The sequence below is a fragment of the Alloalcanivorax marinus genome (genome assembly GCF_016906305.1).
In the GTDB taxonomy this organism is placed as follows: domain Bacteria; phylum Pseudomonadota; class Gammaproteobacteria; order Pseudomonadales; family Alcanivoracaceae; genus Alloalcanivorax; species Alloalcanivorax marinus.
Genome location: NZ_JADDOL010000006.1, coordinates 128382 through 151028, shown reverse-complemented (window position 1 = coordinate 151028; position 22647 = coordinate 128382). Strand labels below are relative to the sequence as shown.

20 protein-coding genes are annotated in these 22647 nt (G+C 68.4%); 15 read left to right on the top strand and 5 right to left on the bottom strand.

Annotated elements, in window-relative coordinates; translation table 11 throughout:
* Positions 1 to 114: 114 nt before the first annotated feature.
* From IM760_RS07555 to IM760_RS07540, 4 genes are all read left to right on the top strand, one after another.
* Positions 115 to 1539: an alkaline phosphatase D family protein gene (locus IM760_RS07555; RefSeq protein WP_204428035.1), complete on the top strand. Its 1425-nt coding sequence runs from the start codon at positions 115 to 117 to the stop codon at positions 1537 to 1539.
* Positions 1540 to 1714: 175 nt separating this feature from the next.
* Entirely contained in the window at positions 1715 to 2026 is a 312-nt protein-coding gene (locus IM760_RS07550; RefSeq protein WP_204428034.1) for a DUF2288 domain-containing protein, read from the top strand.
* Positions 2027 to 2089: 63 nt separating this feature from the next.
* Positions 2090 to 3136 carry a PA0069 family radical SAM protein gene (locus IM760_RS07545; protein ID WP_204428033.1) on the top strand — a complete coding sequence of 349 codons (1047 nt, stop codon included), beginning with the start codon at positions 2090 to 2092 and terminating at the stop codon, positions 3134 to 3136.
* A gap of 32 nt (positions 3137 to 3168) precedes the next feature.
* Positions 3169 to 3819 (top strand): alpha/beta family hydrolase, encoded by a 651-nt coding sequence (locus IM760_RS07540; protein WP_204428032.1) that lies wholly within the window; start codon positions 3169 to 3171, stop codon positions 3817 to 3819.
* On the opposite strand, the gene IM760_RS07535 is transcribed toward IM760_RS07540, so the two are convergent.
* The gene (locus IM760_RS07535; RefSeq protein ID WP_204428030.1) at positions 3794 to 4303 is read right to left on the bottom strand and encodes a hotdog fold domain-containing protein; all 510 of its coding nucleotides are present in this window, start codon (positions 4301 to 4303) and stop codon (positions 3794 to 3796) included. The two genes, IM760_RS07540 and IM760_RS07535, sit on opposite strands and share 26 nt — an antisense overlap.
* A gap of 156 nt (positions 4304 to 4459) precedes the next feature.
* Between IM760_RS07535 and IM760_RS07530 the strand changes: the two genes are divergently transcribed.
* Positions 4460 to 7354, top strand: coding sequence for a DUF748 domain-containing protein (locus tag IM760_RS07530; protein WP_204428028.1), 2895 nt, complete (start codon positions 4460 to 4462; stop codon positions 7352 to 7354).
* Complete coding sequence (locus IM760_RS07525) at positions 7354 to 8100, top strand: spermine/spermidine synthase domain-containing protein (RefSeq protein WP_204428026.1); 747 nt, start codon at positions 7354 to 7356, stop codon at positions 8098 to 8100. The genes IM760_RS07530 and IM760_RS07525 overlap by 1 nt, the downstream gene beginning before the upstream one ends.
* Positions 8101 to 8286: 186 nt before the next feature.
* On the opposite strand, the gene htpX is transcribed toward IM760_RS07525, so the two are convergent.
* Positions 8287 to 9183 (bottom strand): protease HtpX, encoded by an 897-nt coding sequence (gene htpX / locus IM760_RS07520; protein ID WP_204428025.1) that lies wholly within the window; start codon positions 9181 to 9183, stop codon positions 8287 to 8289.
* Between the two features lie 154 nt (positions 9184 to 9337).
* On the opposite strand from htpX, the gene IM760_RS07515 reads away from it, so the two are divergent.
* Positions 9338 to 10231 carry a class I SAM-dependent methyltransferase gene (locus IM760_RS07515; protein ID WP_239549675.1) on the top strand — a complete coding sequence of 298 codons (894 nt, stop codon included), beginning with the start codon at positions 9338 to 9340 and terminating at the stop codon, positions 10229 to 10231.
* A gap of 12 nt (positions 10232 to 10243) precedes the next feature.
* Here the strand turns inward: IM760_RS07515 and IM760_RS07510 are convergent, their stop codons facing one another.
* Positions 10244 to 11473 (bottom strand): pyridoxal phosphate-dependent aminotransferase, encoded by a 1230-nt coding sequence (locus tag IM760_RS07510; RefSeq protein WP_204428023.1) that lies wholly within the window; start codon positions 11471 to 11473, stop codon positions 10244 to 10246.
* Between the two features lie 89 nt (positions 11474 to 11562).
* On the opposite strand from IM760_RS07510, the gene IM760_RS07505 reads away from it, so the two are divergent.
* The 8 genes from IM760_RS07505 to IM760_RS07470 all read left to right on the top strand — a co-directional run bounded on the left by IM760_RS07505 (position 11563) and on the right by IM760_RS07470 (position 20050).
* Positions 11563 to 12231 (top strand): DNA-3-methyladenine glycosylase I, encoded by a 669-nt coding sequence (locus IM760_RS07505; RefSeq protein ID WP_204428022.1) that lies wholly within the window; start codon positions 11563 to 11565, stop codon positions 12229 to 12231.
* Positions 12232 to 12307: 76 nt separating this feature from the next.
* Complete coding sequence (locus tag IM760_RS07500) at positions 12308 to 14245, top strand: cytochrome c/FTR1 family iron permease (RefSeq protein WP_204428021.1); 1938 nt, start codon at positions 12308 to 12310, stop codon at positions 14243 to 14245.
* Positions 14246 to 14314: 69 nt separating this feature from the next.
* Entirely contained in the window at positions 14315 to 15136 is an 822-nt protein-coding gene (locus IM760_RS07495) for a hydroxypyruvate isomerase family protein (protein WP_204428020.1), read from the top strand.
* Complete coding sequence (gene djlA, locus IM760_RS07490) at positions 15133 to 15960, top strand: co-chaperone DjlA (protein ID WP_204428018.1); 828 nt, start codon at positions 15133 to 15135, stop codon at positions 15958 to 15960. Before IM760_RS07495 ends, djlA begins: the two co-directional genes overlap by 4 nt.
* 58 nt (positions 15961 to 16018) lie before the next feature.
* Positions 16019 to 16258, top strand: coding sequence for an HP1242/YdcH family protein (locus tag IM760_RS07485; RefSeq protein ID WP_204428016.1), 240 nt, complete (start codon positions 16019 to 16021; stop codon positions 16256 to 16258).
* An 86-nt stretch (positions 16259 to 16344) separates the two neighbouring features.
* Positions 16345 to 17334 carry an LLM class flavin-dependent oxidoreductase gene (locus IM760_RS07480; RefSeq protein WP_204428014.1) on the top strand — a complete coding sequence of 330 codons (990 nt, stop codon included), beginning with the start codon at positions 16345 to 16347 and terminating at the stop codon, positions 17332 to 17334.
* 38 nt (positions 17335 to 17372) lie between these two features.
* On the top strand, positions 17373 to 19328 hold the full coding sequence (locus IM760_RS07475) for a sensor histidine kinase (protein WP_204428012.1): 1956 nt from the start codon (positions 17373 to 17375) through the stop codon (positions 19326 to 19328).
* Complete coding sequence (locus IM760_RS07470) at positions 19328 to 20050, top strand: response regulator transcription factor (RefSeq protein ID WP_204428010.1); 723 nt, start codon at positions 19328 to 19330, stop codon at positions 20048 to 20050. The genes IM760_RS07475 and IM760_RS07470 overlap by 1 nt, the downstream gene beginning before the upstream one ends.
* A gap of 249 nt (positions 20051 to 20299) precedes the next feature.
* Here IM760_RS07470 and IM760_RS07465 read toward each other — a convergent pair whose 3' ends face one another.
* Complete coding sequence (locus IM760_RS07465) at positions 20300 to 21592, bottom strand: DUF1835 domain-containing protein (protein WP_204428008.1); 1293 nt, start codon at positions 21590 to 21592, stop codon at positions 20300 to 20302.
* A gap of 190 nt (positions 21593 to 21782) precedes the next feature.
* Positions 21783 to 22637 (bottom strand): helix-turn-helix transcriptional regulator, encoded by an 855-nt coding sequence (locus IM760_RS07460; RefSeq protein ID WP_204428006.1) that lies wholly within the window; start codon positions 22635 to 22637, stop codon positions 21783 to 21785.
* Between the last annotated feature and the right edge of the window lie 10 nt (positions 22638 to 22647).

Here is a 22647-nt window from a genome sequence, read left to right as displayed (position 1 = left end):
CAAAATAAGAGGTACCCCGTGACCGGATCCCGGCGGAATCCTGTGTTTACCGTTTCAGGATGCTAGCAGCGCGGCCACGGGGGCTCAATCAATGGAGACAAGGGGGAAGGAACCATGACCGTAACCGTGGCGCCGTTCGCGGTGGGACCACTGGCCGGCAGCGCCGACCGCACCAGCATTCGCCTCTTCGGCGCCATGCCCGGCGGCGCCCTGGGCCCGGGGCGCAAAGCGCCCCACGGGCGTATCCGCTGGCGGGCGGTCGGCGAGACCCGCTGGCACGGCCCGCGTCACTTTCGCATCAACGGCAACTTCGACAGCAGCGGCGTGGTGGTACTGCGTGACCTGACCCCGGGCACCCGCTACCAGTACCAGGCCGGCTATGTGGACGACCCGAACACGGTGGACACGGCGCTGGACTGGCACCGGGCCACGGACGGGCATTTCCGCACCGCGCCGGCCTCCGATCAGGCGCCGGTGAGCTTTCTGTTCGGCTCCTGCTGTTACCGCTTCACCGGGCTGGACCACCAAGTGGAGGACGACCGGGCCGACCGGGTGTTCGCGGTGATGGCGGACCAGGCCCGGGACCGGCCGACCGATTTCGTGCTGTTCGCCGGCGATCAGGTTTACGCCGACGCCACCTGGCGGGTGGGCGCGGCGTCCTCCCAGCAGCAGTATTTCGACCTTTACCGGCAGAGCTTCGGCCAGCCCCATATCCGCCGGCTGATGGCCAACCACAACCACCACATGATCCTCGACGACCACGAGATCGAGAACAACTGGCCGGCCCGCGCCAACCCGGACCTGTGGACCAGCAAGTACCCGGCGGCCATGAAGGCCTACCAGATCTACCAGGCCTCGCACTCGCCGGCGGTGCCGCTCAACGCCGAGGGCAGCCGCCTGGATCGCGACCCGGAGCGGCTCTGGTACAGCTACCGTTGGGGCGGCGCGGACTTCTTTCTGATGGACCTGCGCACCGAGCGGGCGCTGAGCCGTTGGCCCTGGCAGCGCAACATTATGTCCCGGGAGCAGGAAGAGGCGGTGGTGGCCTGGCTCAACGACGGCCCGGACCGCATCAAGTGCCTGGTGTCCTCGGTGCCGCTGCTGCCGGAGCAGCGCTGGCCGTTCCGGGGCGAGGACAGCTGGGAGGGCTTCCGCGCCCAGCGCCAGCGCCTGATCGACGCCATGCGCGCCAGCCGCGCCCGGCGCCTGCTGGTGCTCAGCGGCGACGTGCACGCCTCCCTGTACGCGCGTCTGGACGGCGCCGGCAAGCCGCCGATCCACGCCTGGATCTGCTCCGGCCTGTTCTGGCCCACGGCGCTGATGGCCTTCCGCTGGTACCGGCCGATGATCCGCGACGATCACCGCCTGGCGGGGCTGTGGAAGCCGTCCCTGGGGCGGGTCAGCGTGCCCGGCGAGGTGTACAGCCGCGATGCGTTCTCGCGGGTGACGCTGGACGGGGAGGGCGCGCGCCTGGAGCTGTTCGACCGGGAGGGCGCGCCGGTGCCGGCGGCGAGTCGGGAAATCCGCTGGGATGGCTGATGTCCTACAAACATCATGGCAAATCTCCGATCCCCAGGGCCCCGGCGCTGCCCTAGAGTGGTCCTTGCACGGACGCTAAAGGACACGGACGTCCCTTTCGGCCCGGTACAGCCGCCCGCCCTCCCCGGCGGGCTTTCTTTTCGCCATAATGGCGTCCCCTGAATCCGGAGGACCCATGGCCGAACCCGACGACACCGCGATACTCAAAGCCAAACTCAACCAGGAAACCGCCCGCGCCGACTGGCGCGAGCTGCAGCCCTTCTTCGCCCGCGGCCAGACCGTGGCGGTGGCCGGCGACCTGGACCTGATCGAGGTGGCGGTGGCGTTCGCCGAGGACCGGGTGGAGCAGATCCGCCAATGGCGCGCCCAGGGCCGGGTGGACGCGGTCAGCGACGACCAGGCCCGTGGCTGGTTCGACGCCGGCCAGGACATGTGGACCCTGGTGGTCAAGCCCTGGGTGCTGGTGCAACCGGTACGTCCGCACTGAGACGTTGCAGTCCCGCCCGCGCTCACTATACTGTCCATAAGAACAGTATCGGAGAGCGTCCCCATGGCCACCCGCGCGTCCAACCGGGGCACCCTGAACCAGCGTCCTGGCCGGTTCGCGGTGATCCACAGCGAGCATGACGAACCGGCGGCGGCCCGGCCCAGCCGCTATCACCGGGAAATCGCCCGGTCCATCCTGACCCGCAATCAGAGCCCGGACCTGCACTTCGATACCAGCCTCAACCCCTACCGGGGTTGCGAGCACGGCTGCATCTACTGCTTCGCCCGCCCCAACCACGCCTACGTGGACCTGTCCCCGGGGCAGGATTTCGAAAGCGAAATCTTCTGCAAGGACAACGCCGCCGAGGTGCTGCGCGACACCCTGCGCAAGCCCGGCTACCAGTGCCGGCCGATCGTCATCGGCACCGCCACCGACCCCTACCAGCCGGTGGAGCGGGAACGGCTCATCACCCGCGAGGTGCTGCAGGTGCTCAGCGAATGCCGGCATCCGTTCAGCCTGATCACCAAGAGCGCCCTGGTGCTGCGCGATCTGGATCTGATCGGGCCCATGGCGCGGGAGGGCCGGGCCTCGGTGGCGGTGTCGGTGACCACCCTGGACAACCGCCTCAAGGGGCAGCTGGAGCCCCGCGCCAGCGGCGGCCGGGAGCGGTTGCGCGCGGTGCGCGAGCTGGCCCGGGCCGGGGTACCGGTGACGGTGCTTGTGGCGCCGCTGATTCCGTTCATCAACGACCACGAGCTGGAGGACATCGTCGAGCAGGTGGCCGCCGCCGGGGCCCGCAGCGCCGGCTATGTGATCCTGCGCCTGCCCCACGAGCTGGGGCCGCTGTGGGAGGAATGGCTGGCCACCCACTACCCGGACCGGGCCGGCAAGGTGATGGCCACGGTGCGCGAGCTGCACGGCGGCGCCACCTACGACAGCCGCTGGCACCACCGTCACCGGGGCCAGGGCCCCTGGGCGCAGCTGCTGTCGCGGCGCTTTCAGACCGCCTGCCAGCGGGCCGGTCTGGCGCCCCGGGAGAGCTTTACCCTGGACACCGGCGCCTTCCGCCCGCCGGGGCTGGCCGGTCAGATGCATTTGTGGGAGGGTTAGCGCCCCTTTAATACCGTTGCCCGGGAGCCCCGATGACCGATGCGTTGAACCTGCTGTGGGATCGCCCCGCCGGCCCGGCCCGGGCCACCCTGTTGCTGGCCCACGGCGCCGGCGTGCCCATGGACAGCCCGTTCATGGCGCGCATGGCGGCGCTGCTGGCGGCGCGCGGCGTTACGGTGGCGCGGTTCGAGTTCGCCTACATGGCGCGGCGTCGCGAGGAGGGCGTCAAGGCGCCGCCGGACCGGGCGCCGAAGCTGCTGGACCGTTTCCGGGCGGCGCGGGCGGCGGTGGCGGAACAGGCCGCCGGCCCGCTCTGGGTGGGCGGCAAATCCATGGGCGGGCGCATGGCCACGCTGCTGCTGGCGGCGCCGGACCCGGCGGTGGCCGGGGCGGTGGTGTTCGGCTATCCGTTCCATCCGCCGGGCAAGCCGGAGCGCACCCGGCTGGACCATTTTCCGGACCTGACCGGGCCGCTGCTGATCTGCCAGGGCGAACGGGACCCGTTCGGCCGCCGTGAGGAAGTGGAAGGCTACCGGCTCAGCGACCCGGTGACCCTGCACTGGGCCTTCGACGGCGACCACGACCTGAAGCCGCGCCAGCGTAGTGGCAGTGACCACGAGGCTAACCTGACCGCCGCCGCCGACCGCGCCGCCGCCTTTATGGACGGGTCGGTTTTTCCGTGATCCCCGGTTTTTTCGTGACCCCTGGTTTTTCCGTGACCCACAGATGGATGGTGCCTTCCACCACCACGGTGCCGTCCTCCCGGCGCGCGCACACCGTCACCGGCAGATCCGGGCCGTTCTCCCAGGCTCCCGGCGCCACTTCCGCCACCGCCGTGATGTCGCTGTCCGCCTTGGCGGTGTAGCGCACGTCCATGCCCTTGGGAATCCAGCGCAGGTGCTTGGGGATGGAGGCTTCGGCCATGGCGCCCATGGCCGCTTCCAGGGCGTTGCAGATGGCGATCACATGCACCGTGCCGATGTGGTTCTGCACCGCCCGGCGCTTCTTGAAGGTGACCTTGCAGTAGTCGGGGCGCAGCTCTTCCACCACCGGCCGCACGGTGCCGAAGTAGGGCGCCTGGCGCGCGAACAGTTTGGAGAACAGCAGCTTGCCCTTGGGCAGACGGGCGCTGCGTTGATACAGCTTCAGCAGATAGTTGTCGCTCATGGAGATCTCCCGATTTCGAAGCGTCCATTGTCGGGACCGGCGGGCGCCGGACAATGGCCGCCGGGGCGCGCCCGGGCCGGCGCGGCGGACCTGGCCGTTCGGTGTTAGACTCGCGCCATCTTGCATAAAAACACGCGACGACAAGGAAGCAACACGATGCAGACACCGGCGCAGTGGTGGCGTTCACGGGGGTGGGGCGGCCGCATCCTGGCGATCCTGGCCGTGCTCTATGTGCTTTATGTGCTGGTGGTGGGGCTGCTGCTGCCCGGCTGGGCCCGGGATCAGGCCCGCCAGCGGCTGAGCGAGCTGCTCGGCCGCGACGTGACCCTGGAACGGGTGGCGCTCAATCCGTTTACCCTGTCGGTGACCGCCGAGGGCTTCGCCGTCGCCGACCCGCGAACCGAGACCCTGGTGCGCTTCGACCGGCTCTATGTGAACGCGGAGCTGTGGGCGTCCCTGTTCCACTGGCGGCCCTGGGTGGGGGACGTGGACCTGAACGGGCTGCGCGCCCGGCTGCGCCGCGAGGCGGACGGCGCCCTCAACGTGGACGACATCCTGGCCCGGCTGCGCCAGCGGGCCGCCGACGAGCCCACCGGGCCCGAGGCCGATGGCGAGCAGGAGCAGGCCGGCCCGCCGGCCTTTACGGTCAGCCATTTCAGTGTCGAGGACGGCAGCGTGGACCTGATCGACGCCGCCGCCGAGGAGCCGCTGACGCTGACCCTGCCGGTGGCCTTCGTGGTCGAGGACCTGACCACCCGGGGCGTGGACGAGGACGACAACCGCTACCAGCTGCACGTCGAGGGCCCGGACGGTGGCAGCCTGGACTGGGACGGACGCTTCGCGTTCGAGCCGTTGTCCGTGGACGGGCGTCTGCGCATGGACCAGGTGGACCTGGTGTCGTTCGCGCGCCTGCTGGAGCCCCACTTCCGCTTCACCGTGCCCGCCGGGATGCTGGCGCTGGGCGCTGATTACCGCTTCAGCGCCGCCCCCGGCCAGGGGCTGACGGTGAACAACGGCGCACTGACCCTGAGCGGCCTGCGCCTCCGCCCCCGGGACGGTGACGAGGACGCGGTGACGGTGCCGGAGCTCACCGTCAGCGGCGCCGGGCTGGACACCGCCGGGCGCACGGTCACCGTGCCGGAGGTGACGGTCAGCGATCCGGCCGCCCGGGCGGTACTCACCGACCAGGGCCTGGATCTGGCCACCCTGTTTTTGCCGGTGGACCCGCAACGGGCCGAGCAGACCCGCGAGAAGGTCCGCGAGGAAGCCCGCCAAGCCGAGGAGAAACTGCGCCAGGGCGAGGCGGACTGGCGCGTCCGGCTGGACCGCTTCGCGGTCACCGGGGCCGCCGCCGTGTTCCGCGATACCACCTTGCCCGAGGCCCGCGAACTGACCCTCACCGACGGGGCCCTGACGGTCACCGACTTCCGGATCGACCAGGACGGGCTGCGCTGGCAATGGGAAGGCGACACCCGGGTGCTGGAGGAGGGCCGGCTCGGCCATTCCGGCCAGGCGCGCCTGGCCCCCCTGGACCTGAAAGCGGACCTGAAACTGCAGGGCTTGCCCCTGGCCACCCTGTCCCCCTGGGTGGAAGCGGCGCTGCCGATCACCGTTCAGCAGGGCCGCGCCGGCGGTGATCTGACGCTGACCGTGGCCGGCGACACGCCGCGGGTGACGGTGAGCGGCCGGGCCAGTGTGGAAGAGGGCGCGCTGGCGGAGAACGGCCGGCGTTTTCTGTCGGTGGCCAATCTCAGCGCCGACGGCCTCAAGGTGGACACCGGGGCCGAAACCGTGACCGTGGACGGCCTGGCCGCCCGGGGCCTGGACGTTCTGCACGTGATCGACGACCAGGGCCGGGGCCTGGCGGCCCGGCTGTCCGGCGAGGACGACGCGGACGGATCGGACGGCGGCGACTGGCGGGTGCGCCTGGGCCGGGTGTCGGTGAACGCATCGCGGATCGCCCACCGGGACCTGACCCTGTCGCCGGAATACCAGGTCACGGTGCAGGACTGGCAGGGGCGGATGGACGGCTTCGATAGCGCCGGCGGCGAAGCGCGGGTGGACACCCGGGGCGAGGTCAACGGCACCGCCACCCTGACCCTCAAGGGCACCGTGGACGCCGATCCGCTGACCCTGGATCTGGACGGCACGCTCAAGGGCTACGGCATGGACACCCTGACCCCCTTCACCAGCCGCTACCTGGGCTTTGGCGTGGAGAAAGGGCAACTGAGTCTGCAATCCCGGGTGAATGTGAAGGACAACCGCCTGGACAGCACCATCGATCTGGCCGCCGACGATTTCTATCTGGGTGAGCGCATGCCCAGCGATCAGGCCATGGACGTGCCGGTGAAGCTGGGCCTGTCGGTGCTGCGCGATGGCTCCGGCATGATCCGCCTGCCGGTGAGTCTGTCCGGTGACCTGTCGGACCCGGACTTCAGCGTCAGCGGGGTGGTGCTGCGGGTGATCCGCAATGTGCTGGTGAAGGCGGCCACCGCGCCGTTCTCCATGCTCGCCGGCCTGCTCGGCGGCGGCGACGACGACCTGGAGTACGTGCCCTACGGGGCCGGCGAGGCGCGGCCCCGGGAAGACACCCGCGAGGCGCTGGAGAAGCTGGCCACCATCCTCGAGCAACGCGGCGCGATTACCCTGCTGCTCACCGGCCAGAGCAACGCCGACGACCGTCGGGCGCTCGGCGAGGCGGAACTGGTGGACGACCTGGGCGGCGACTGGCGCGGCCTGGACATGGCCCTGACCAGCGAAGCGGGCCGCGAGCGCATTCTCGATGCCTATCGGGACCGGCTCGACCGGGACCCGGAGAGCCTGGACGCGGACCCCCGCGAACGGGCCCGCCAGGCCTGGCGGCAACTGCTGGAGCAGGCGGCGGAGCAGGTGGACGACGACGCCCTGCGCCGGCTGGCGGAACGGCGGGCGGAACAGGCCCGGGATTTGCTCACCGGTGAATTCGGCCTGGCCGCCCGGCGGGTCCGGCTGGAGAGTCCGGAGGTGGACGCCGAGTACCACGGCGTCGGCCTCGGCGCCGAGGGCCTCTGATGGCGGTGATCTGGGAACGGGAAGAGGCGGGCGTACGCTACGAGGTACGCCGCCACGGCGCCCGGCTGCGGCTCTTCGCCAACGGCGTGCAGCATTCCGAATTCCACCCGAAACGACTGGTCACCGGCAGCGTCTGGGACCTGCTGTGGCTGCCGGTCCTGCTCAGTGAGCCGGAGCAGCTCAAACGGGTGCTGATTCTGGGGTTGGGCGGCGGCTCGCTGATTCCGCCCCTGCGCGCGCTGCTGGCGCCGGAACGGCTGGTGGCGGTGGAGCTGGACCCCCATCACCTGGCCGTGGCCCGGGAGGTGTTCTCGGTGGTCCGGCCCGGCGAGCAGACCGTGCTCGGCGACGCGGTGGCCTGGCTGAAGGCCTACGACGGCGAGCCCTTCGACCTGATCATCGAGGACCTGTTCGCGCCGCACAACGACCAGGTGAGCCGGGCGGTGGAGGCGGACCGGGAATGGGTCACCCTGCTGCAGCGCCACGTCAGCGACCACGGCACCCTGGTGATGAATTTCGGCGATTACCCGGAGTACCGCCAAAGCCACGCCGCGGACGCCGCCCGCATGGCCGGCTGGAGCAGCCGCTTCCGGCTGTCCTGCCAGGACTGCCACAACGCGGTGATCGCCTTCACCCGCCAACCGGCGCGCAGCATCCACCTGCGCCGGCGCCTGGAAAAGCACCCGGACCTGGGCAAGGCCTTACGGAAGGGGAAGCTGGACTACCATATCCGGCAGTTGGATTGAGAGAGAAGTTAAAAGTTAAAAGTTAAAAGTTGAAAGTTGAAAGGTCGTGCCGGGTCGGTTCACGCGCGGCCTGCGCCCGGGAAAGGATGGCGGGTAAGCGCGACGGGGGCCCTACCGTGTGGCAAGGCCCCCGTCGCGTTTCAACTTTCAACTTTTAACTTTCAACTGCGCCGCGCAGCGGCGCTTTTACCCGTACCGCTTTTCGTTGAGCGCCTGGATACGATCATCCAGCGGCGGGTGGGAGCGGAACAGGGCGGCCAGGCCGTGGCGCACGCCGCCGTTGATGCCGAAGGCCACCAGGGAATCGGGCATCTGGTTGGGCACTTCGTACTCCGCCTTCAGGCGTTGCAGGGCGCTGACCATGTCGCGGCGGTCGGCCAGCTGGGCGCCGGCCACGTCGGCCCGGTATTCCCGGCGCCGGGAGAACCACATCACGATGGTGCTGGCGGCGATGCCGAAGATGATCTCGGCGACGAACACCACGATGTAATAGCCGAAGCCCAGCCCGCCGTTGCCGTCGCGGCGCAGGAAGCTGTCCACCACCGAGCCCACCACCCGGGCGGCGAAGATCACGAAAGTGTTCACCACGCCCTGGATCAGGCTCAGGGTGACCATGTCACCGTTGGCCACGTGGCCGATTTCGTGGGCCAGCACGGCGCGCACTTCTTCCGGGCGGAAGCGCTGCAGCATGCCCTGGGACACCGCCACCAGGGCGTCGTTCTTGTTCCAGCCGGTGGCGAAGGCGTTGGACTGCTGCGCCGGGAACACGCCCACTTCCGGCATCTTGATGCCGGCCTTGTCGGACAGTTCGCGCACCGTGTCGAGCAGCCATTTTTCGCCGCTGTTGGACGGTTGCTTGATGGTCTGAACGCGCGCCGACCATTTGGCCATGGGTTTGGAGATCAGCAGCGACACGAAGGAGCCGGCGAAACCGAACACGGCGCTGAAGACCAGCAGATTGCCCAAATCCAGACCGGTGCCGCTCTGCGCCAGATAGGAATTCACGCCCAGCAGGCTGAGGGTAATGCTGGCGACCACGATCACCGCCAGGTTGGTAAGCAGAAACAGCGCGATGCGCATCATTCCGAAGGTACTCCCGAAAAATAAAAAACGGACGTCTTGAAAGCAAAGCCTCAATGGGGGCGCGGCGGTTGTGTTCAAGATCGGTGACGGCGATACTCGCCGCCTTTGAGCCGTCCCTGACTCCCGCATCATGACCCCAGAGAATGTAGACCCATTGGCGCCCTTTCTGGTTCCCCCGGAGGACGCCCGACACCGTCTTTTTCACGGCCGTGGCAAGACCCTGCCCGGCTGGGAAGGGCTGACCCTTGACCGGTTTCCGCCGGTGCTGATGGCCACCCTGTTCGACGACTACCCGGCGCCGCGGCTGGACGCCCTGCAGGCGCGGCTGATCCAGGCGCTGCCGGCGCTGGGCTGCGACACCCTGGTGGTTCAGCACCGCCACCGCCGCCCGGCGGAAACCCGGGTGGTGCACGGCGCCTTGCCGGCCACGCCCTGGGCGGAGGAGGGCGGCCTGCGCTATCGGCTGGATTTCGAGCGTGGCCAGAACCTGGGCTTTTTCGCCGACATGGCGCCGGGCCGCGCCTGGCTCCGTGAGCGGGCGGCCGGCAAGCGGGTGCTGAACCTGTTCAGCTTCACCTGCGCGTTTTCCGTGGCGGCTCTGGCCGGCGGCGCCGGGCGGGTGGTGAACATCGACCTGTCGCGGCCGGCGCTGGCCCTGGGGCAGGTGAACCAGCAGGCCAACGGCTTCGGCGACGCGGACGTGCACTACCTGCCGCACAACGTGTTTCGCAGCTGGAAAAAACTGCACAGCCTGGGGCGTTACGATCTGATCGTGGTGGACCCGCCCAGCGCCCAGAAGGGCAGCTTCCAGGTGGAGCGGGACTACGCCAAGGTGCTGCGGCGGCTGCCCAAGCTGCTGGCGCCGGAGGCGGAACTGTTGATCTGTCTGAACGCCCCCTGGCTGGGGGCGGACTGGCTGAAGACCCTGGTGGCGGACAATCTGCCCGGCGCCACCCTGGAAGGCCGGCTGCCCGGCGCCCCGGGTTTCGACGAAGCCGCCGAGCCGGCGCTGAAGGCGCTGGCGTACGGGTACCGGCGTGGGCATTAACCGGCACGCCGCTTATTTCTTGCGAATGCGGTCCAGATACTCGGCGATGCGACCGATGGAATCCTGCAGATCGTCCAGGCGCGGCAGAAACACCACCCGGAAATGGTCCGGATGGGGCCAGTTAAAGGCGGTGCCCTGGACCACCAGCACCTTCTCCTGGCGCAGCAGGTCGAGCACGAAGGCCTCGTCGTCCTGGAACGGGAACACCTTGGGGTCCAGTTTCGGGAACAGGTAGAGCGCGGATTTGGGTTTCACGCAGCTCACCCCGGGAATGCTGTCCAGCATCTCCCAGGCCTTGTCGCGCTGGCGCCCCAGGCGCCCGGTGGGCAGCACCAGATCACTGATGCTCTGATAGCCGCCCAGGGCGGCCTGGATGGCGTGCTGGCTGGGCACGTTGGCGCACAGGCGCATGCTGGCCAGCATGTCCAGGCCCTCGATGTAGCTTTCGGCGCGGTACTTGGCGCCGGAGATCACCATCCAGCCGGCGCGGAAACCGGCGGCCCGGTAGTTCTTGGACAGGCCGTTGAAGGTGATGCACAGCAGGTCCTCGGCCATGGAGGCGATGGAGGTGTGCACCTCGCCGTCGTAGAGAATCTTGTCGTAGATCTCGTCGGCGAAAATGATCAGGTTGTGTTCCCGGGCGATCTTGACCATCTCCGCCAGCAGGTCCGGATGGTAGTTGGCGCCGGTGGGGTTGTTCGGATTGATGATCACCAGCGCCTTGGTGCGGCTGGTGATCTTGGCGCGGATATCGTCCAGGGCCGGCTGCCAGTCCTGCTGTTCGTCGCAAAGGTAGTGCACCGGGTTGCCGCCGGACAGGCGCACGGCGGCGGTCCACAGCGGGTAGTCCGGCGCCGGCAGCAGCACTTCGTCGCCGTTGTTGAGCAGCGCCTGCATGGCCATCACGATCAGCTCGGACACGCCGTTGCCGATGATGATGTCGTCCACCGTCACGTCGGCGATGCCCTTGGTCTGGGTATACTGCATCACCGCCTTGCGGGCCGGGAACAGCCCCTTGGAGTGGCAGTAGCCGGTGGACTCGGGCAGGTTGTGGATCACGTCCTGGAGCAGTTCTTCCGGGGCCTCGAAACCGAACGGCGCCGGGTTGCCGATATTGAGCTTGATCACCCGGTGGCCTTCGTCCTCGAGGCGATGGGCCTCGCGCAGCACCGGTCCGCGGATGTCGTAGCAGACGTCGTGGAGTTTGTCCGATTTACTGACCGTGGTTTGCTGACCGCTCATGTTTTGATAACCGCTGTTGAAAAAATCCGGAAGCCCGGGATTCTACAGCGGGCCGAAAACCCTGTATATGAAGCCGACAGAGGAAACCGATGATTGAATTCAGGGAACTGATGGCGCTGGCCGTGAACCGCAAGGGCGGGGTCAAGCAGGTCGAGGCACAGCTGCCGGCGGTGAAGACCCCGGCGCAACTGCGCAAGCCCGACGACGCCTTCTACTTCTCGGCGCTGACCCGGCGCATCTTCCGTGCCGGGCTCACCCACGCGCTGGTGGACGCGCGCTGGCCGGCCTTCGAGGAAGCCTTCTTCGGCTTCGACCCGGAGAAGCTGGTGCTGATGCCGGACACCATGCTGGAAGACCGCATGCAGGACACCCGTCTGATCCGCCATTGGGGCAAGATGAAGGCGATCCGCCACAACGCCCGGCTGGTTCTGGACCTGCGCGAGGAATACGGCGGCGTGGGCCACTGGCTGGCGGACTGGCCGGCGGACGACACCGTGGGCATGTGGCAGCTGCTGAAGAAGCGCGGCAAGCAACTGGGCGGCAACTCCGGCGCCGCCTTTCTGCGCATGGTCGGCCGCGACACCTGGTACCCCACCGGCGACGTGGTGGCGGCGCTGAAGAGCCACAACATCATCGACAAGGCGCCGTCCAGCCAGCGCGATCAACGCGCCGCCCAGGCGGCGTTCAACGCCTGGCAGGCGGAGTCCGGCCGGCCCCAGGCCCACATCAGCAAGATTCTGGCGTTCACGGTGGGTTAAAAACTTTTGACAGACACCGCCCGGGATAGGAACATAAATAAGAATTATTCACCTTTAGGCTTTGGAATCCGGATCCATGACCTTGTCCACGCGGCGCCCCCTGGGCGTCTTTTTGTTGTTGTCCCTGTTCGCATCGTGCCTTTCCCTGTTGAGCCTGTCCGCCCGGGCGGCGGATCAGACCGCCCTGGTGCAGCTGGTGGAATACGTCGGCGCGGACTACGTCAACGCGGTGCAGGACGGCGAGATCGTCAGCGACGCGGAATACGCGGAGATGGACGAGTTCACCGCGCTGCTCAGCGAGGGCATCGAAGGTCTGCCCGAGGCGGACGGCAAGGACACCCTGCTTCAGCAGGCCCGTGATCTGGAAGCGGCGGTGGACGACAAGGCCCCGGAAGCGCGCATCCAGAGCCTGGCGCAGAAGATTCGCGGTTCCCTGGTGGACGTCTACGGCCTGCCGGTGGTGCCCAAACAGGCGCCGGACATGGCCGCCGCCGAACAGCTCTACCAGACCCACTGTTTCGCCTGTCACGGCCGCGAGGGCCACGGCGACGGCCCCGCCGGCGCCAATCTGGAGCCGGCCCCCACCGACTTCCACGAGCGCGCCCGCTACATGGGCCGCTCGGTGCTGGGCCTGTACACCACCATCACCGGTGGCGTGGACGGCACCGGCATGGCCGCCTACGAGAGCCAGCTGAGCGACGCGGAGCGCTGGGCGCTGGCGTTCTACGTGGGCAGCATGGCGGTGCCGGCGGAAGAGGCCGAGGCCGGCCGGCGGGCGCTGGAGAACAACCCGGACCTGAAGACCGACATGACCCTGGACACGGTGATCGCCAAGGCGCCCGCCGACGCCCGCGACGCCTACGGCGACGACGCCCTGGCGGCGATGGGCTATCTGCGCAGCGAGCCCGGCGCGCTGTTCAGCCAGAACCGGTTCGTGGAAATCAGCGCCGCCAAGCTGCGCGAGGCGGATCAGGCCTACGCCGCCGGTGACGCCGCCGCCGCCCGCTCGGCGGCGCTGTCCGCCTACCTGGACGGCTTCGAAATGCTGGAATCCCAGATCGCCGCCCTGGACAGCGGCCTGATGCGCACCACCGAACGGAAGTTCATGGCGGTGCGCGAAGCGATTCAGGAAGGCGACCCCGCCGAGGAGGTCAGCGCGCGGGTGGCCGAGGCCCTGGACGGCCTGGACCAGGCCGCCGACGCCCTGGGCGGCGACGGGCTCAACGCCGCCGCCACCTTCTCCGCCAGTTTCTTCATCCTGTTCCGGGAAGGCCTGGAAGCGCTGCTGATCGTGGCCGCGCTGCTGACCTTCACCCGCAAGGCCCGCGCCACCGCCGCCACCCGCCATATCCACTTCGGCTGGGTGGCGGCGATCATCGCCGGCATCGCCACCTGGTTCGCCGCCTCCACGGTGATCAACTTCAGCGGGGCCTCCCGGGAGCTCACCGAGGGCGTCGCCGGGCTGGTGGCGGCGGTGATTCTGTTCTACGTGGGCTTCTGGATGCACAGCAATTCCAACAGCCAGAAATGGCTGGGCTACCTGAAGGGCAAGGTGGACACCGCCCTGGGCAGCGGCACGGTCTGGACCCTGACGTTCGTGGCGTTCATTTCCGTGTACCGGGAAATGTTCGAGACCATCCTGTTCTACCAGGCCCTGTGGACCCAGGTCACCGAGGCCACCCAGCCTTACCTGCTGTACGGCATGGGCGCCGCCCTGTTGGCGCTGGCGGTGGTGTGCGTGCTGATCTTCCGGCTCGGCATGAAGCTGCCTCTGGGGCTGTTCTTCAAGGCCACCAGCCTGGTGCTGCTGGTGCTGTCGGTGATCCTGCTCGGCAAGGGCATCGCCGCCTTGCAGGAGGCCGGTCTGCTGAACGCCAACTATCTGCCCGGCTGGCCGACCCTGGAGTGGGTGGGCTTCTTCCCGACCCTGCAGGGCGCCCTGGCCCAGGCGGTGGCGGTGGTGCTGGCGGTGCTGGCCTGGTGGCGCTCCGGACGCAGCGCCGCCCGCGCCTGAGGCGCATCCCGGTCGGACGGACCCGGGGCATTGGTGTAGGCTGGGGCTCCCCTTGCCGGAGGCCGCGCCATGCCCCGTATCGCCGCCAATCTCACCCTCTTGTTCACCGAGCTTCCCTTTCTGGAGCGCCCCGCCGCCGCGGCGGCGGCGGGCTTCCAGGGGGTGGAATGCCTGTTCCCCTATGCCTGGCCGGTGACCGACCTGGGCGCCGCCCTGGACGATGCCGGCCTGCCGCTGGTGCTGCTCAATCTGCCGCCGGGCGACTGGCAGGCCGGTGAGCGCGGTCTGGCCGGCCTGCCGGGGCGGGAGGCGGAGTTTCGCGACGGCCTGGACCAGGCCCTGGCGTACGCCGACGCCCTGGGCTGCCCGCGTCTGCATTGCATGGCCGGCATTCCCGGCGCCGACGTGGCCCCGCACCGGGCCCTGGATACCCTGATCGCCAACCTCGGCGAGGCCGCCGACCGCTGCGCCGCCCACGGGCGGCTGCTGACCCTGGAACCGATCAACAGCCGCCTGGACATGCCCGGCTATCTGATCGACACCCCGGGGCGGGCCCGCGCGGTGATCGAGGCGCTGGGCCATCCGGCGGTGCGCCTGCAGTACGACCTGTACCACGCCCGGGTGATGGGCGAGGATCTGTTCGCTTCCCTGGCCGAGTATCTGCCGCTGATCGAGCATGTGCAGTTCGCCGATCATCCGGGCCGCCACGAGCCCGGCACCGGCGATCTGCCCCTGGCGGCGCTGCTGGAACATCTGGACGCACTGGGCTACCAGGGCTGGGCCAGCGCCGAATATTTTCCGTCCGGTGCCGCCGGGCGTACCGACTGGCTGGCGAACCTTCGCCACCGGGTGGGGTCCCTTACAGACCATCGAGAAGGAGAAGTGGATTGAGAAGTTGGGGCGGCAAAATCATCGTCGGCCTGTTGGGCATGCTGGTGGGCGGGCCCATCGGCCTGATCATCGGCGTGCTGGTGGGTCATTTTCTGGATCGGGGCGTGGAGCGCGTGCGCACCTTCAACCCGTTCCGGCCCTACGCCCCGGGTGAGAAGGAGGCGCTGCAGGAAGCGCTGTTCTCGGCCGGGTTCTCGATCATGGGGCATCTGGCCAAGGCCGATGGCCAGGTCAGCAAGCAGGAAATCGGCGCCGCCGAAGCGGCGATGACGCGCATGCAGCTGGACGAGGACCAGCGGCGCCGGGCCCGGGAAGCGTTCCGGCGCGGCAAGGAAGACGATTTCCCGCTCGACCAGACCGTGGCGGCGTTCCGCGAGCAGGTCCGCTACCGCCGTCATATGGTGCTGGTGTTCCTGGAAGTGCTGCTGCAAATGGCCCTGGCCGATGGCGAACTGGCCCCGGAGGAGGAGCGCATTCTGTTCCGCGTGGCCGAGGGGCTGGGCGTGCCGGAGGCGCAGTTCCGCCAGATTCTCAACATGATCCTGGCGCAATCCCGGTTCAGCGGCGCCGGTGCCGGCGCCGGCGGGGCCGCCGCCGACCGCTCGCGGCCCTCGCTGAGCCAGGCCTACCAGGTGCTCGGCGTGTCCGAGTCCGCCTCCGACCAGGAGATCAAGAAGGCCTACCGCAAGCGGATGAGCGAGAACCACCCGGACAAGCTGGCCGCCCGGGGCGTGCCGGAAGAGATGATCCGGGTGGCCACGGAAAAAACCGCCGAGATCGGCAAGGCCTACGAAATGATCAAGGAATCGCGCGGTTTTCGTTGATCCGCCCGGTGCCCGATAGTAGCGTGATATTCAGTGTTTCGCGGAGGAAGTAGCAGCCATGCTCGGAGAATCCCACAGCATCCACCACGAGTTTCCCGAACACCACGCGCGCATCGACGCGCTGATGAAAGACCACCCCGAATTTCATGCCCAGGTCGAGGAGCACGACCGGCTGGACAAGATCATCCGTGGCCTGGAGCTGCGCGAGAGTCCCATCGCCGACCAGGACATGGAAGCCATGAAAGCCGAGCGCTTGCGCCTCAAGGACGCCATTCTGCGGCGCCTCAATCACGATTGACGGCCGGCGGCCACGATTGAAAAGGCGGGCGGTGCCCCCACTTGCAAGGGTTCGTTACCGCAAGTCATGCCGGCTCGGGAGGCTCAATGACCGCCTATTCCATTCTTGATCTCGCGCCCATCCTGCGCGGCGGCGACGCCGGTCAGGCGTTGCGCCATTCCCTGGATCTGGCCCGCCACGCGGAGCAGTGGGGCTACACCCGCTACTGGGTGGCGGAGCACCACAACATGCCCGGCGTGGCCAGCGCCGCCACCAGCGTGGTGATCGGGCACATCGCCGCCGGCACCCGGCGCATCCGCGTGGGCTCCGGCGGCATCATGCTGCCCAACCACGCGCCGCTGGTGATCGCCGAGCAGTTCGGCACCCTGGCGGCCCTGTTCCCCGGCCGCATCGATCTGGGCCTGGGGCGCGCCCCGGGCACCGACATGGAAACCGCCCGGGCACTGCGCCGGGATCTGAACAGCAACGCCATGGAATTCCCCCGGGACGTGGCCGAGCTGCAGGGCTACCTGGACGATCCGGGCCCGGAGCAGCGGGTGCGCGCGATACCGGGGCAGGGCAGCAAGGTGCCGCTGTGGCTGCTCGGCTCCAGCCTGTTCAGTGCCCGCCTGGCGGCGCAGATGGGGCTGCCGTTCGCGTTCGCCTCGCACTTCGCGCCGGAGTCCCTGGAAGAGGCCCTGCACGTCTACCGCAGCCATTTCCAGCCCTCCGCCCAGTTGCAGCAACCCTACGCCGCCGCCGGCATCAGCGTGTTCGCCGCCGACTCGGACGAGGAGGGGGCCTATCTGGCCACCTCCATGCAGCAGCAGTTCATGAATCTGCGCCGGGGCCGCCCGGGGCCGCTGCCGCCGCCGGTGGAGAACATGGACGAACTGTGGTCGCCGATGGAAGCCCACGGCGTGCGTCAGGCGATGAAATACGCCATGATCGGTTCCCGGGAAACGGTGATGGAAGGGCTGCGTGCCTTCCGCGACCACACCAATGTGGACGAGTTGATCATCACCGGGGGCATTTTCGATCACGATAAACGACTGCGCTCGTTCGACATCGCCGCGCAGCTTTGCCGGGACCTGTAACACCGTGACGGGTCCCCGCGGGAGGGGACCTGCTTTTGATGTTCAGGCGACCACCGCCGGCCTCGACCAGGCCGGCGTTTCTGCCCGCCGGGTTCGCCCTGGTGATACTGCTGGGGCTGTTGTTGAGCACGGCGGCGGCCGCGTCGCCGGCGCGGCTGGGTGCGGATCTGCCCTACACCCTGGTGGCCGATCCCGGCGGTTCCGCCACCCTGGAGCAGGTGCTGCCGGCGCTGCGCGACGGCGCCGCGCACCGCGAGGTGTTTTCCCGGGGTTACACCCGCACCGCCTTCTGGCTAAGGTTCACGTTGCCGCCGGACCGGGTCGCCGACGGCGAACACTGGCTGGAGGTGAAGCCCGCCTTTCTCGACGACATCCGGTTGTTCATCCGCCCCCTCGGCGGTGACGGTCCCTGGCGGCAACGGCGGGCCGGGGACACCTTCGACGGCCCCATCGGCGACATCGATCACCGCTTCCCTCTGTTCGTGCTGCCGGCGGAGCCGCGCGGCTACGAGATGCTGGCGCGGGTGGCCAGCAGCAGCGCCGTATTGCTGCAGATGAAACTGTGGTCGCCCCGGGAGTTTCTGCCGGCGGCGGCCCGGGATGCCGGGTTCTGGAGTTTCTATTTCGGGCTCGCCACGCTCTCCGCGCTGCTCGCCCTGGTGCTCGCGGTGGTGCTGGGCAGTCGCCTGTTGTGGTCGGTGACCGGTATTTCCGCCGCCTATGTGCTGGTGGCGTGCGTGCAAGGCTATGTGGCCTGGCTGGTGCCGGAGGTGGGCTGGCGGCTGCAGCATTATCTGACCGGTCTGCTCACCCTGGCGTCCTACGGCCTGCTGCTGTGGATGGCCTCCGAGGCGCTGCAATTGCGGCGGCGGCTGCCCTGGGCGCATCGTCTGCTGATGGCCGCCTGCGGATTGATTCTGGTGCTGCTGTTGAGCGTGCCGTTGGATCTTTACGGCGCGGCGATCCGCATTCATACCCTGGTCTATCTGACCACCGGCGCGGTGTTCCTGCTGGCCTGCGGGTACATCTGGTGGCGGGACCGTTTTCAACTGTCCTCGGTGTTGCTGGGCCTGAGCCCCCTGATCTGTATGCTGGCCAGTCTGTTCGGCCTGTTTTCGGCGGTGGGGTGGATTCCGTTTCGCGAGGAGATCTACGTGGTCTGGCAGTACGCCCTGGTGGTGAACATGCTGATGGTCACCGGGCTGGCGGTCTATCAGGTGCGCATCCGGCACCTGCGCGAGCAGGAAAAGCATCAGCTGGCACGGGCCCTGGAGGTGGAGCGGGAGGCGCGCTTCAATCAGCGCCAGTTCATGGGGCTGGTGGCCCACGAGTTCCGCACGCCGCTGGCGATCATCGCCGCCAGCTTGCAGAATCTGCGTTATCTGGGCGCGCCGGACCCGCGCCACACCAGCCGCTATGACAAGATCGGCCGCGCCACCGACCGGCTGGTGCAGCTCACCGACAACTGTCTGGCGGACGCCCGGCTGGACGCCGATGACCTGTCCGTGGACCGGCGCCGGGTGTGTCTGCGGGAGCTGGTCATCGAGGCGGCCTCGCTGGTCCAGCCGGCCGGACACAACTGGCGGCTGACCGTGGAGGGGCGCGCGCCCTCCGATCCGCCGGCGCCGCTGCCGGCCTGGCTGGATCCGGCGATGATGCGCATCGCCCTGTCCAACGTGATCGACAACGCGGTCAAGCACGGCGACGGCGAGCCGTGGGTGGACATCAGCCGCCAGGGTACCGCCTGGCGGGTGGCGATCCGCGATCACGGACCGGGCATCGCCGCCGATCGGCGGGCGCTGGTGTTCGAGCGTTATCGCCGGGCCACGCCGGCCTCGCCCGGCGGTCGGCAGGGCGGGGTCGGCCTGGGGCTGTTTGTCAGCCGCCGCATCGCCCGCGCCCACGGCGGGGACCTGGTGCTGGCGGATGACGAAGGCCCGGGCTGCTGTTTTCTTTTCACCTTACCGCTGCTGCCGGAGGACGTATCGCTCTGATGGAGAACACCGCGCCACGCCTCGCCATCGTCGAGGACAACGACGACCTGCGCGAGGAATTGTTGTTTTTTCTGCGTCACAACGGCTACGCCGTGTGGGGCGCGGACAGCGCCGAGGCGTTCTGGCGGCAGTTGCACCGCAATCCGGTGGACATCGTGCTGGTGGATCTGGGCCTGCCCGGCGAGGACGGCTTCAGCGTGGTGGAATACCTGCACCAACTGACCGGCTACGGCATCATCATCATCACCGCCAAGGGCGGCGAGCCGGAGCGGCTGCGCGGGCTGAACCTGGGCGCCGACCTGTTTCTGGTGAAACCGCTCAATTTTGCCGAGCTGCACCGTTCCCTGGACACCCTGGGCCACCGCCTGCGCCAGGCCGCCGAGGCGGACCCGGGCCGGGTGCGCCACGGCGACGGGCCCGGGGCCTGGTGTCTGGATGCCGCCGGGGGGCGTCTGCGGGCGCCCGGCGATCGCCAGGTGCCCCTGTCCCAGCAGGAAGCGGAACTGCTGAAAATCCTGCTGCGCGCGGCGCACCAGGTGTTCAGCAAGGAGGCCTTGCACGACCTCCTGTTCGCCCACGCGCCGCACCCGGACACCCATCGTATCGACGTGATTCTCAGCCGGCTGCGGCGCAAGGCCCGGGAGCAGGGGATCGATCTTCCGATCCGCTCGATCTTCGGCAAGGGCGTGGTGTTCACCGGCCAGGTGCGGGAACCCGGATGAGGAAAACGCGTGAGAGGTTTGAGAGAAATGAGACTGACACTGTCGCCTCGGGAGGCCGATACTGAGCCGGTCGATGCGGGTGTGTGATTGCGCCGCCGGTATCGAACTGGGGGCGACCACGCCGGAAGGGGAGGCGTGTCGCCAGGGGTGGCGATGCCGGATGCATCGCCACCGGGGTCGGTGATGCCGCGGGGGGCGGTATCACCGGCGGTGGCTTAAGCCACCGGCATCACGGCGAATCACCCATCCTTAAAGCGAATTGGCGGGCCGCCGCTGCGGCCGGCCGTTGGCTTTGTTCAGACACCAGCTCTGCCGATCCCCATCCACCGGCACGCCGCCCACCCAGCGTCGGGGCGGATGAGTGTCGAGCCAGTTCTGGTGGCCGCTGAGCACCGCGTGGCCATGGTCGGTGATGGCCAGGTCCCGGTCCTGCCAGCGTCCGTCATCGTCACCGTGCCATTCCAGCACCGGGGACGGCCCGGACAGCAGCGGCTGCAGCATCCAATGGAACAGGCTGTCGCCGAGATAGGGCAGCGGCTCCCGTTCCAGCATCAGATCCCGGAAAACCTCGCCGGCGGGTTTGGGCCCGCGCTCGGCCACCAGCTGCACGATCAGCTGTTCGCTCAGACCCAGCCCGGTTTCCTCATCGGGCAGCTCCAGCAGATGGCGGCGCAGGGCGCGGCCCAGCATCGGCAGCGCCGGTGTATTGCGTTGCGTGAGCCGGTCCAGGGCTTCCGGCGTCTCGTCGCTGATCGAGCGCCAGGCGCGGCGGCCCAGCACCAGCAGCGGTTCTTCCACCGGCTGCCGGCGGTCCCACAGCCACCCCAGCACCTCCGGCGCCAGCTGGCCCAGGCCCACGAAGCGTTTGACGCCGGGAATGGCGTCGGTGGCCACCAGTTCCAACCGCACCCGGGGCCAGCGCCGGCCGAAATGCTCCAGCACGTAGGCGAGAATCAGCTGGTCGTAGCTGTCGTGCTCGAACCACAGCACCACCCGTTCCTCGCCGCCTACCTCACCCAGTTCCCGGTACTCCCGGCGCTGCCGGTCCAGGGTCTGTTGCGGGTCCAGATGCAGGGCCTCGGACAGGAACCGGGAGCGGTCCTCCACGAAGCGGTCGCCGTCGGAGGGCCGTTGCACCGGCCCCACGCAGAACGGATCGGCGAAGGTCAGACAGCGGCCGTGCAGGCCGCAGCGGGGCAGGCTGTCGCGCAGATCGTCGCCGCAACGGATATGCACGGTGTTCTGTTCGCCGTCCACGGTGTTGCCGGAGCGCCGTTCGGCGGCGTCCAGTTCATTCACATACTGTTCAAAGCTTTGCCAGCCGAGGAAACCCATTTCCCTTGCCACGGTGTGCAGGGCGTCCTTCATCTCCAGGGGCGTGCTTGCGGAGGAAGTCCGGTGCAACGCCAGGCGGGCCTGGGCACGGCCGTCGCCGTTGCGCGCGGTATCGAGAAGGTGCCGCGCGTCCTCCACCGGGTCGTGCAGACGAAAACGACCGTTACTGAGCGGTTCGTTTCCCTCAACGGTTACCGATGGCGTCATGGTGCCTCCGTGCTAGGGCCGCCGGCTATGCAGCGGCGTTCAGTGTGTCGATTACATTTGCCTATGGTGAGGTCTGAGTCAATGAAGGAGGCGTGAGACAAGCGGGTCGTCGGCGGGTTTTTATAAAGCTTTTACCCCGGCCGGGGGAAACGGCCCGGATTCGGGCCGTGGACCGGTGGGGCCGGCCCCGTCAGCGGGCCGCGTAGGTGTCGATCACGCGCCGGTACTGGCTCGGGGCGGCGCCGATATGCTGCTGGAAAAAGCGGGTGAAATGGCCCTGTTCGGAGAAGCCCAGGTCCTCGGCCAACTGACCGAGGGTGCCGTTGCGTTCCGTTTCCAGCCAGTCGAAGGCGCGCCGCATGCGGGTGTCGTTGAGCATCAGCATGGGCGACATGCCGGTGTCGCGCCGGAACAAGGTGAAGAAGTGGGCCCGGGACAGGTTGGCGGCGCGGGCGGCGTTGGTCAGGCACTCCGGATCGTTGAAGTGGGTGCGCAGATAATCGCAGGCGCGGCGGATGCGGGTGTCCTGGAAACCGAGCCGGGAACCGGCGCCCAGGCGGCGCAGCTGGCGCCACTCGGAGTGGTCCTCAATCAGCTCGATCAGAAAGTCGAACAGCAGGGATTCGATGCGTTCCCGAGGCACCAGCTCCGGCGAATAGGCCTCGGCGATCAGCAGATCCGCCAGGCGCCGGTTCTTGCTGTTCAGTTCGATGCCGGACTGGGTGAAAAAGCCTGGATGAGCGCTCAGCGCCAGGGAATGCTGGATCTCCGCCAGCCAGGATGGCTCGATGTAGAGCGCCAGGATCTGGGTGGGGCCGGCGCCGCTCTGGTGATCGTAGAAGTGCGGTTGCCAGGCATTGACCAGCACCGCCTGGCGGTCGGTGAGCGGAACCCGCCGTCCATTGACGTTGAAAAAGGTATCGGCGCCGGCCGCTTTTACCAGCACATGGCATTCATGGTGGGAGTGGGTCACCAGCGTGTGGTCCATGTCGAGCAGGGCGACCCGGCCGAACGAACCGTGAAAGACGCGTTGTGCAATGGACATGGTCGGCTTC

Excerpts from the sequence above, each read along its gene's own strand:
- IM760_RS07555 (WP_204428035.1), top strand. The coding sequence starts at position 115 with ATGACCGTAACCGTGGCGCCGTTCGCGGTGGGACCACTGGCCGGCAGC.
- IM760_RS07475 (WP_204428012.1), top strand. The coding sequence starts at position 17,373 with ATGTTCAGGCGACCACCGCCGGCCTCGACCAGGCCGGCGTTTCTGCCC.
- IM760_RS07550 (WP_204428034.1), top strand. The coding sequence starts at position 1,715 with ATGGCCGAACCCGACGACACCGCGATACTCAAAGCCAAACTCAACCAG.
- htpX (WP_204428025.1), bottom strand. The coding sequence starts at position 9,183 with ATGATGCGCATCGCGCTGTTTCTGCTTACCAACCTGGCGGTGATCGTG.
- IM760_RS07530 (WP_204428028.1), top strand. The coding sequence starts at position 4,460 with ATGCAGACACCGGCGCAGTGGTGGCGTTCACGGGGGTGGGGCGGCCGC.
- IM760_RS07485 (WP_204428016.1), top strand. The coding sequence starts at position 16,019 with ATGCTCGGAGAATCCCACAGCATCCACCACGAGTTTCCCGAACACCAC.
- IM760_RS07525 (WP_204428026.1), top strand. The coding sequence starts at position 7,354 with ATGGCGGTGATCTGGGAACGGGAAGAGGCGGGCGTACGCTACGAGGTA.
- IM760_RS07535 (WP_204428030.1), bottom strand. The coding sequence starts at position 4,303 with ATGAGCGACAACTATCTGCTGAAGCTGTATCAACGCAGCGCCCGTCTG.
- IM760_RS07510 (WP_204428023.1), bottom strand. The coding sequence starts at position 11,473 with ATGAGCGGTCAGCAAACCACGGTCAGTAAATCGGACAAACTCCACGAC.
- IM760_RS07480 (WP_204428014.1), top strand. The coding sequence starts at position 16,345 with ATGACCGCCTATTCCATTCTTGATCTCGCGCCCATCCTGCGCGGCGGC.
- IM760_RS07460 (WP_204428006.1), bottom strand. The coding sequence starts at position 22,637 with ATGTCCATTGCACAACGCGTCTTTCACGGTTCGTTCGGCCGGGTCGCC.
- IM760_RS07500 (WP_204428021.1), top strand. The coding sequence starts at position 12,308 with ATGACCTTGTCCACGCGGCGCCCCCTGGGCGTCTTTTTGTTGTTGTCC.
- IM760_RS07465 (WP_204428008.1), bottom strand. The coding sequence starts at position 21,592 with ATGACGCCATCGGTAACCGTTGAGGGAAACGAACCGCTCAGTAACGGT.
- IM760_RS07495 (WP_204428020.1), top strand. The coding sequence starts at position 14,315 with ATGCCCCGTATCGCCGCCAATCTCACCCTCTTGTTCACCGAGCTTCCC.
- IM760_RS07470 (WP_204428010.1), top strand. The coding sequence starts at position 19,328 with ATGGAGAACACCGCGCCACGCCTCGCCATCGTCGAGGACAACGACGAC.
- IM760_RS07540 (WP_204428032.1), top strand. The coding sequence starts at position 3,169 with ATGACCGATGCGTTGAACCTGCTGTGGGATCGCCCCGCCGGCCCGGCC.
- IM760_RS07545 (WP_204428033.1), top strand. The coding sequence starts at position 2,090 with ATGGCCACCCGCGCGTCCAACCGGGGCACCCTGAACCAGCGTCCTGGC.
- IM760_RS07505 (WP_204428022.1), top strand. The coding sequence starts at position 11,563 with ATGATTGAATTCAGGGAACTGATGGCGCTGGCCGTGAACCGCAAGGGC.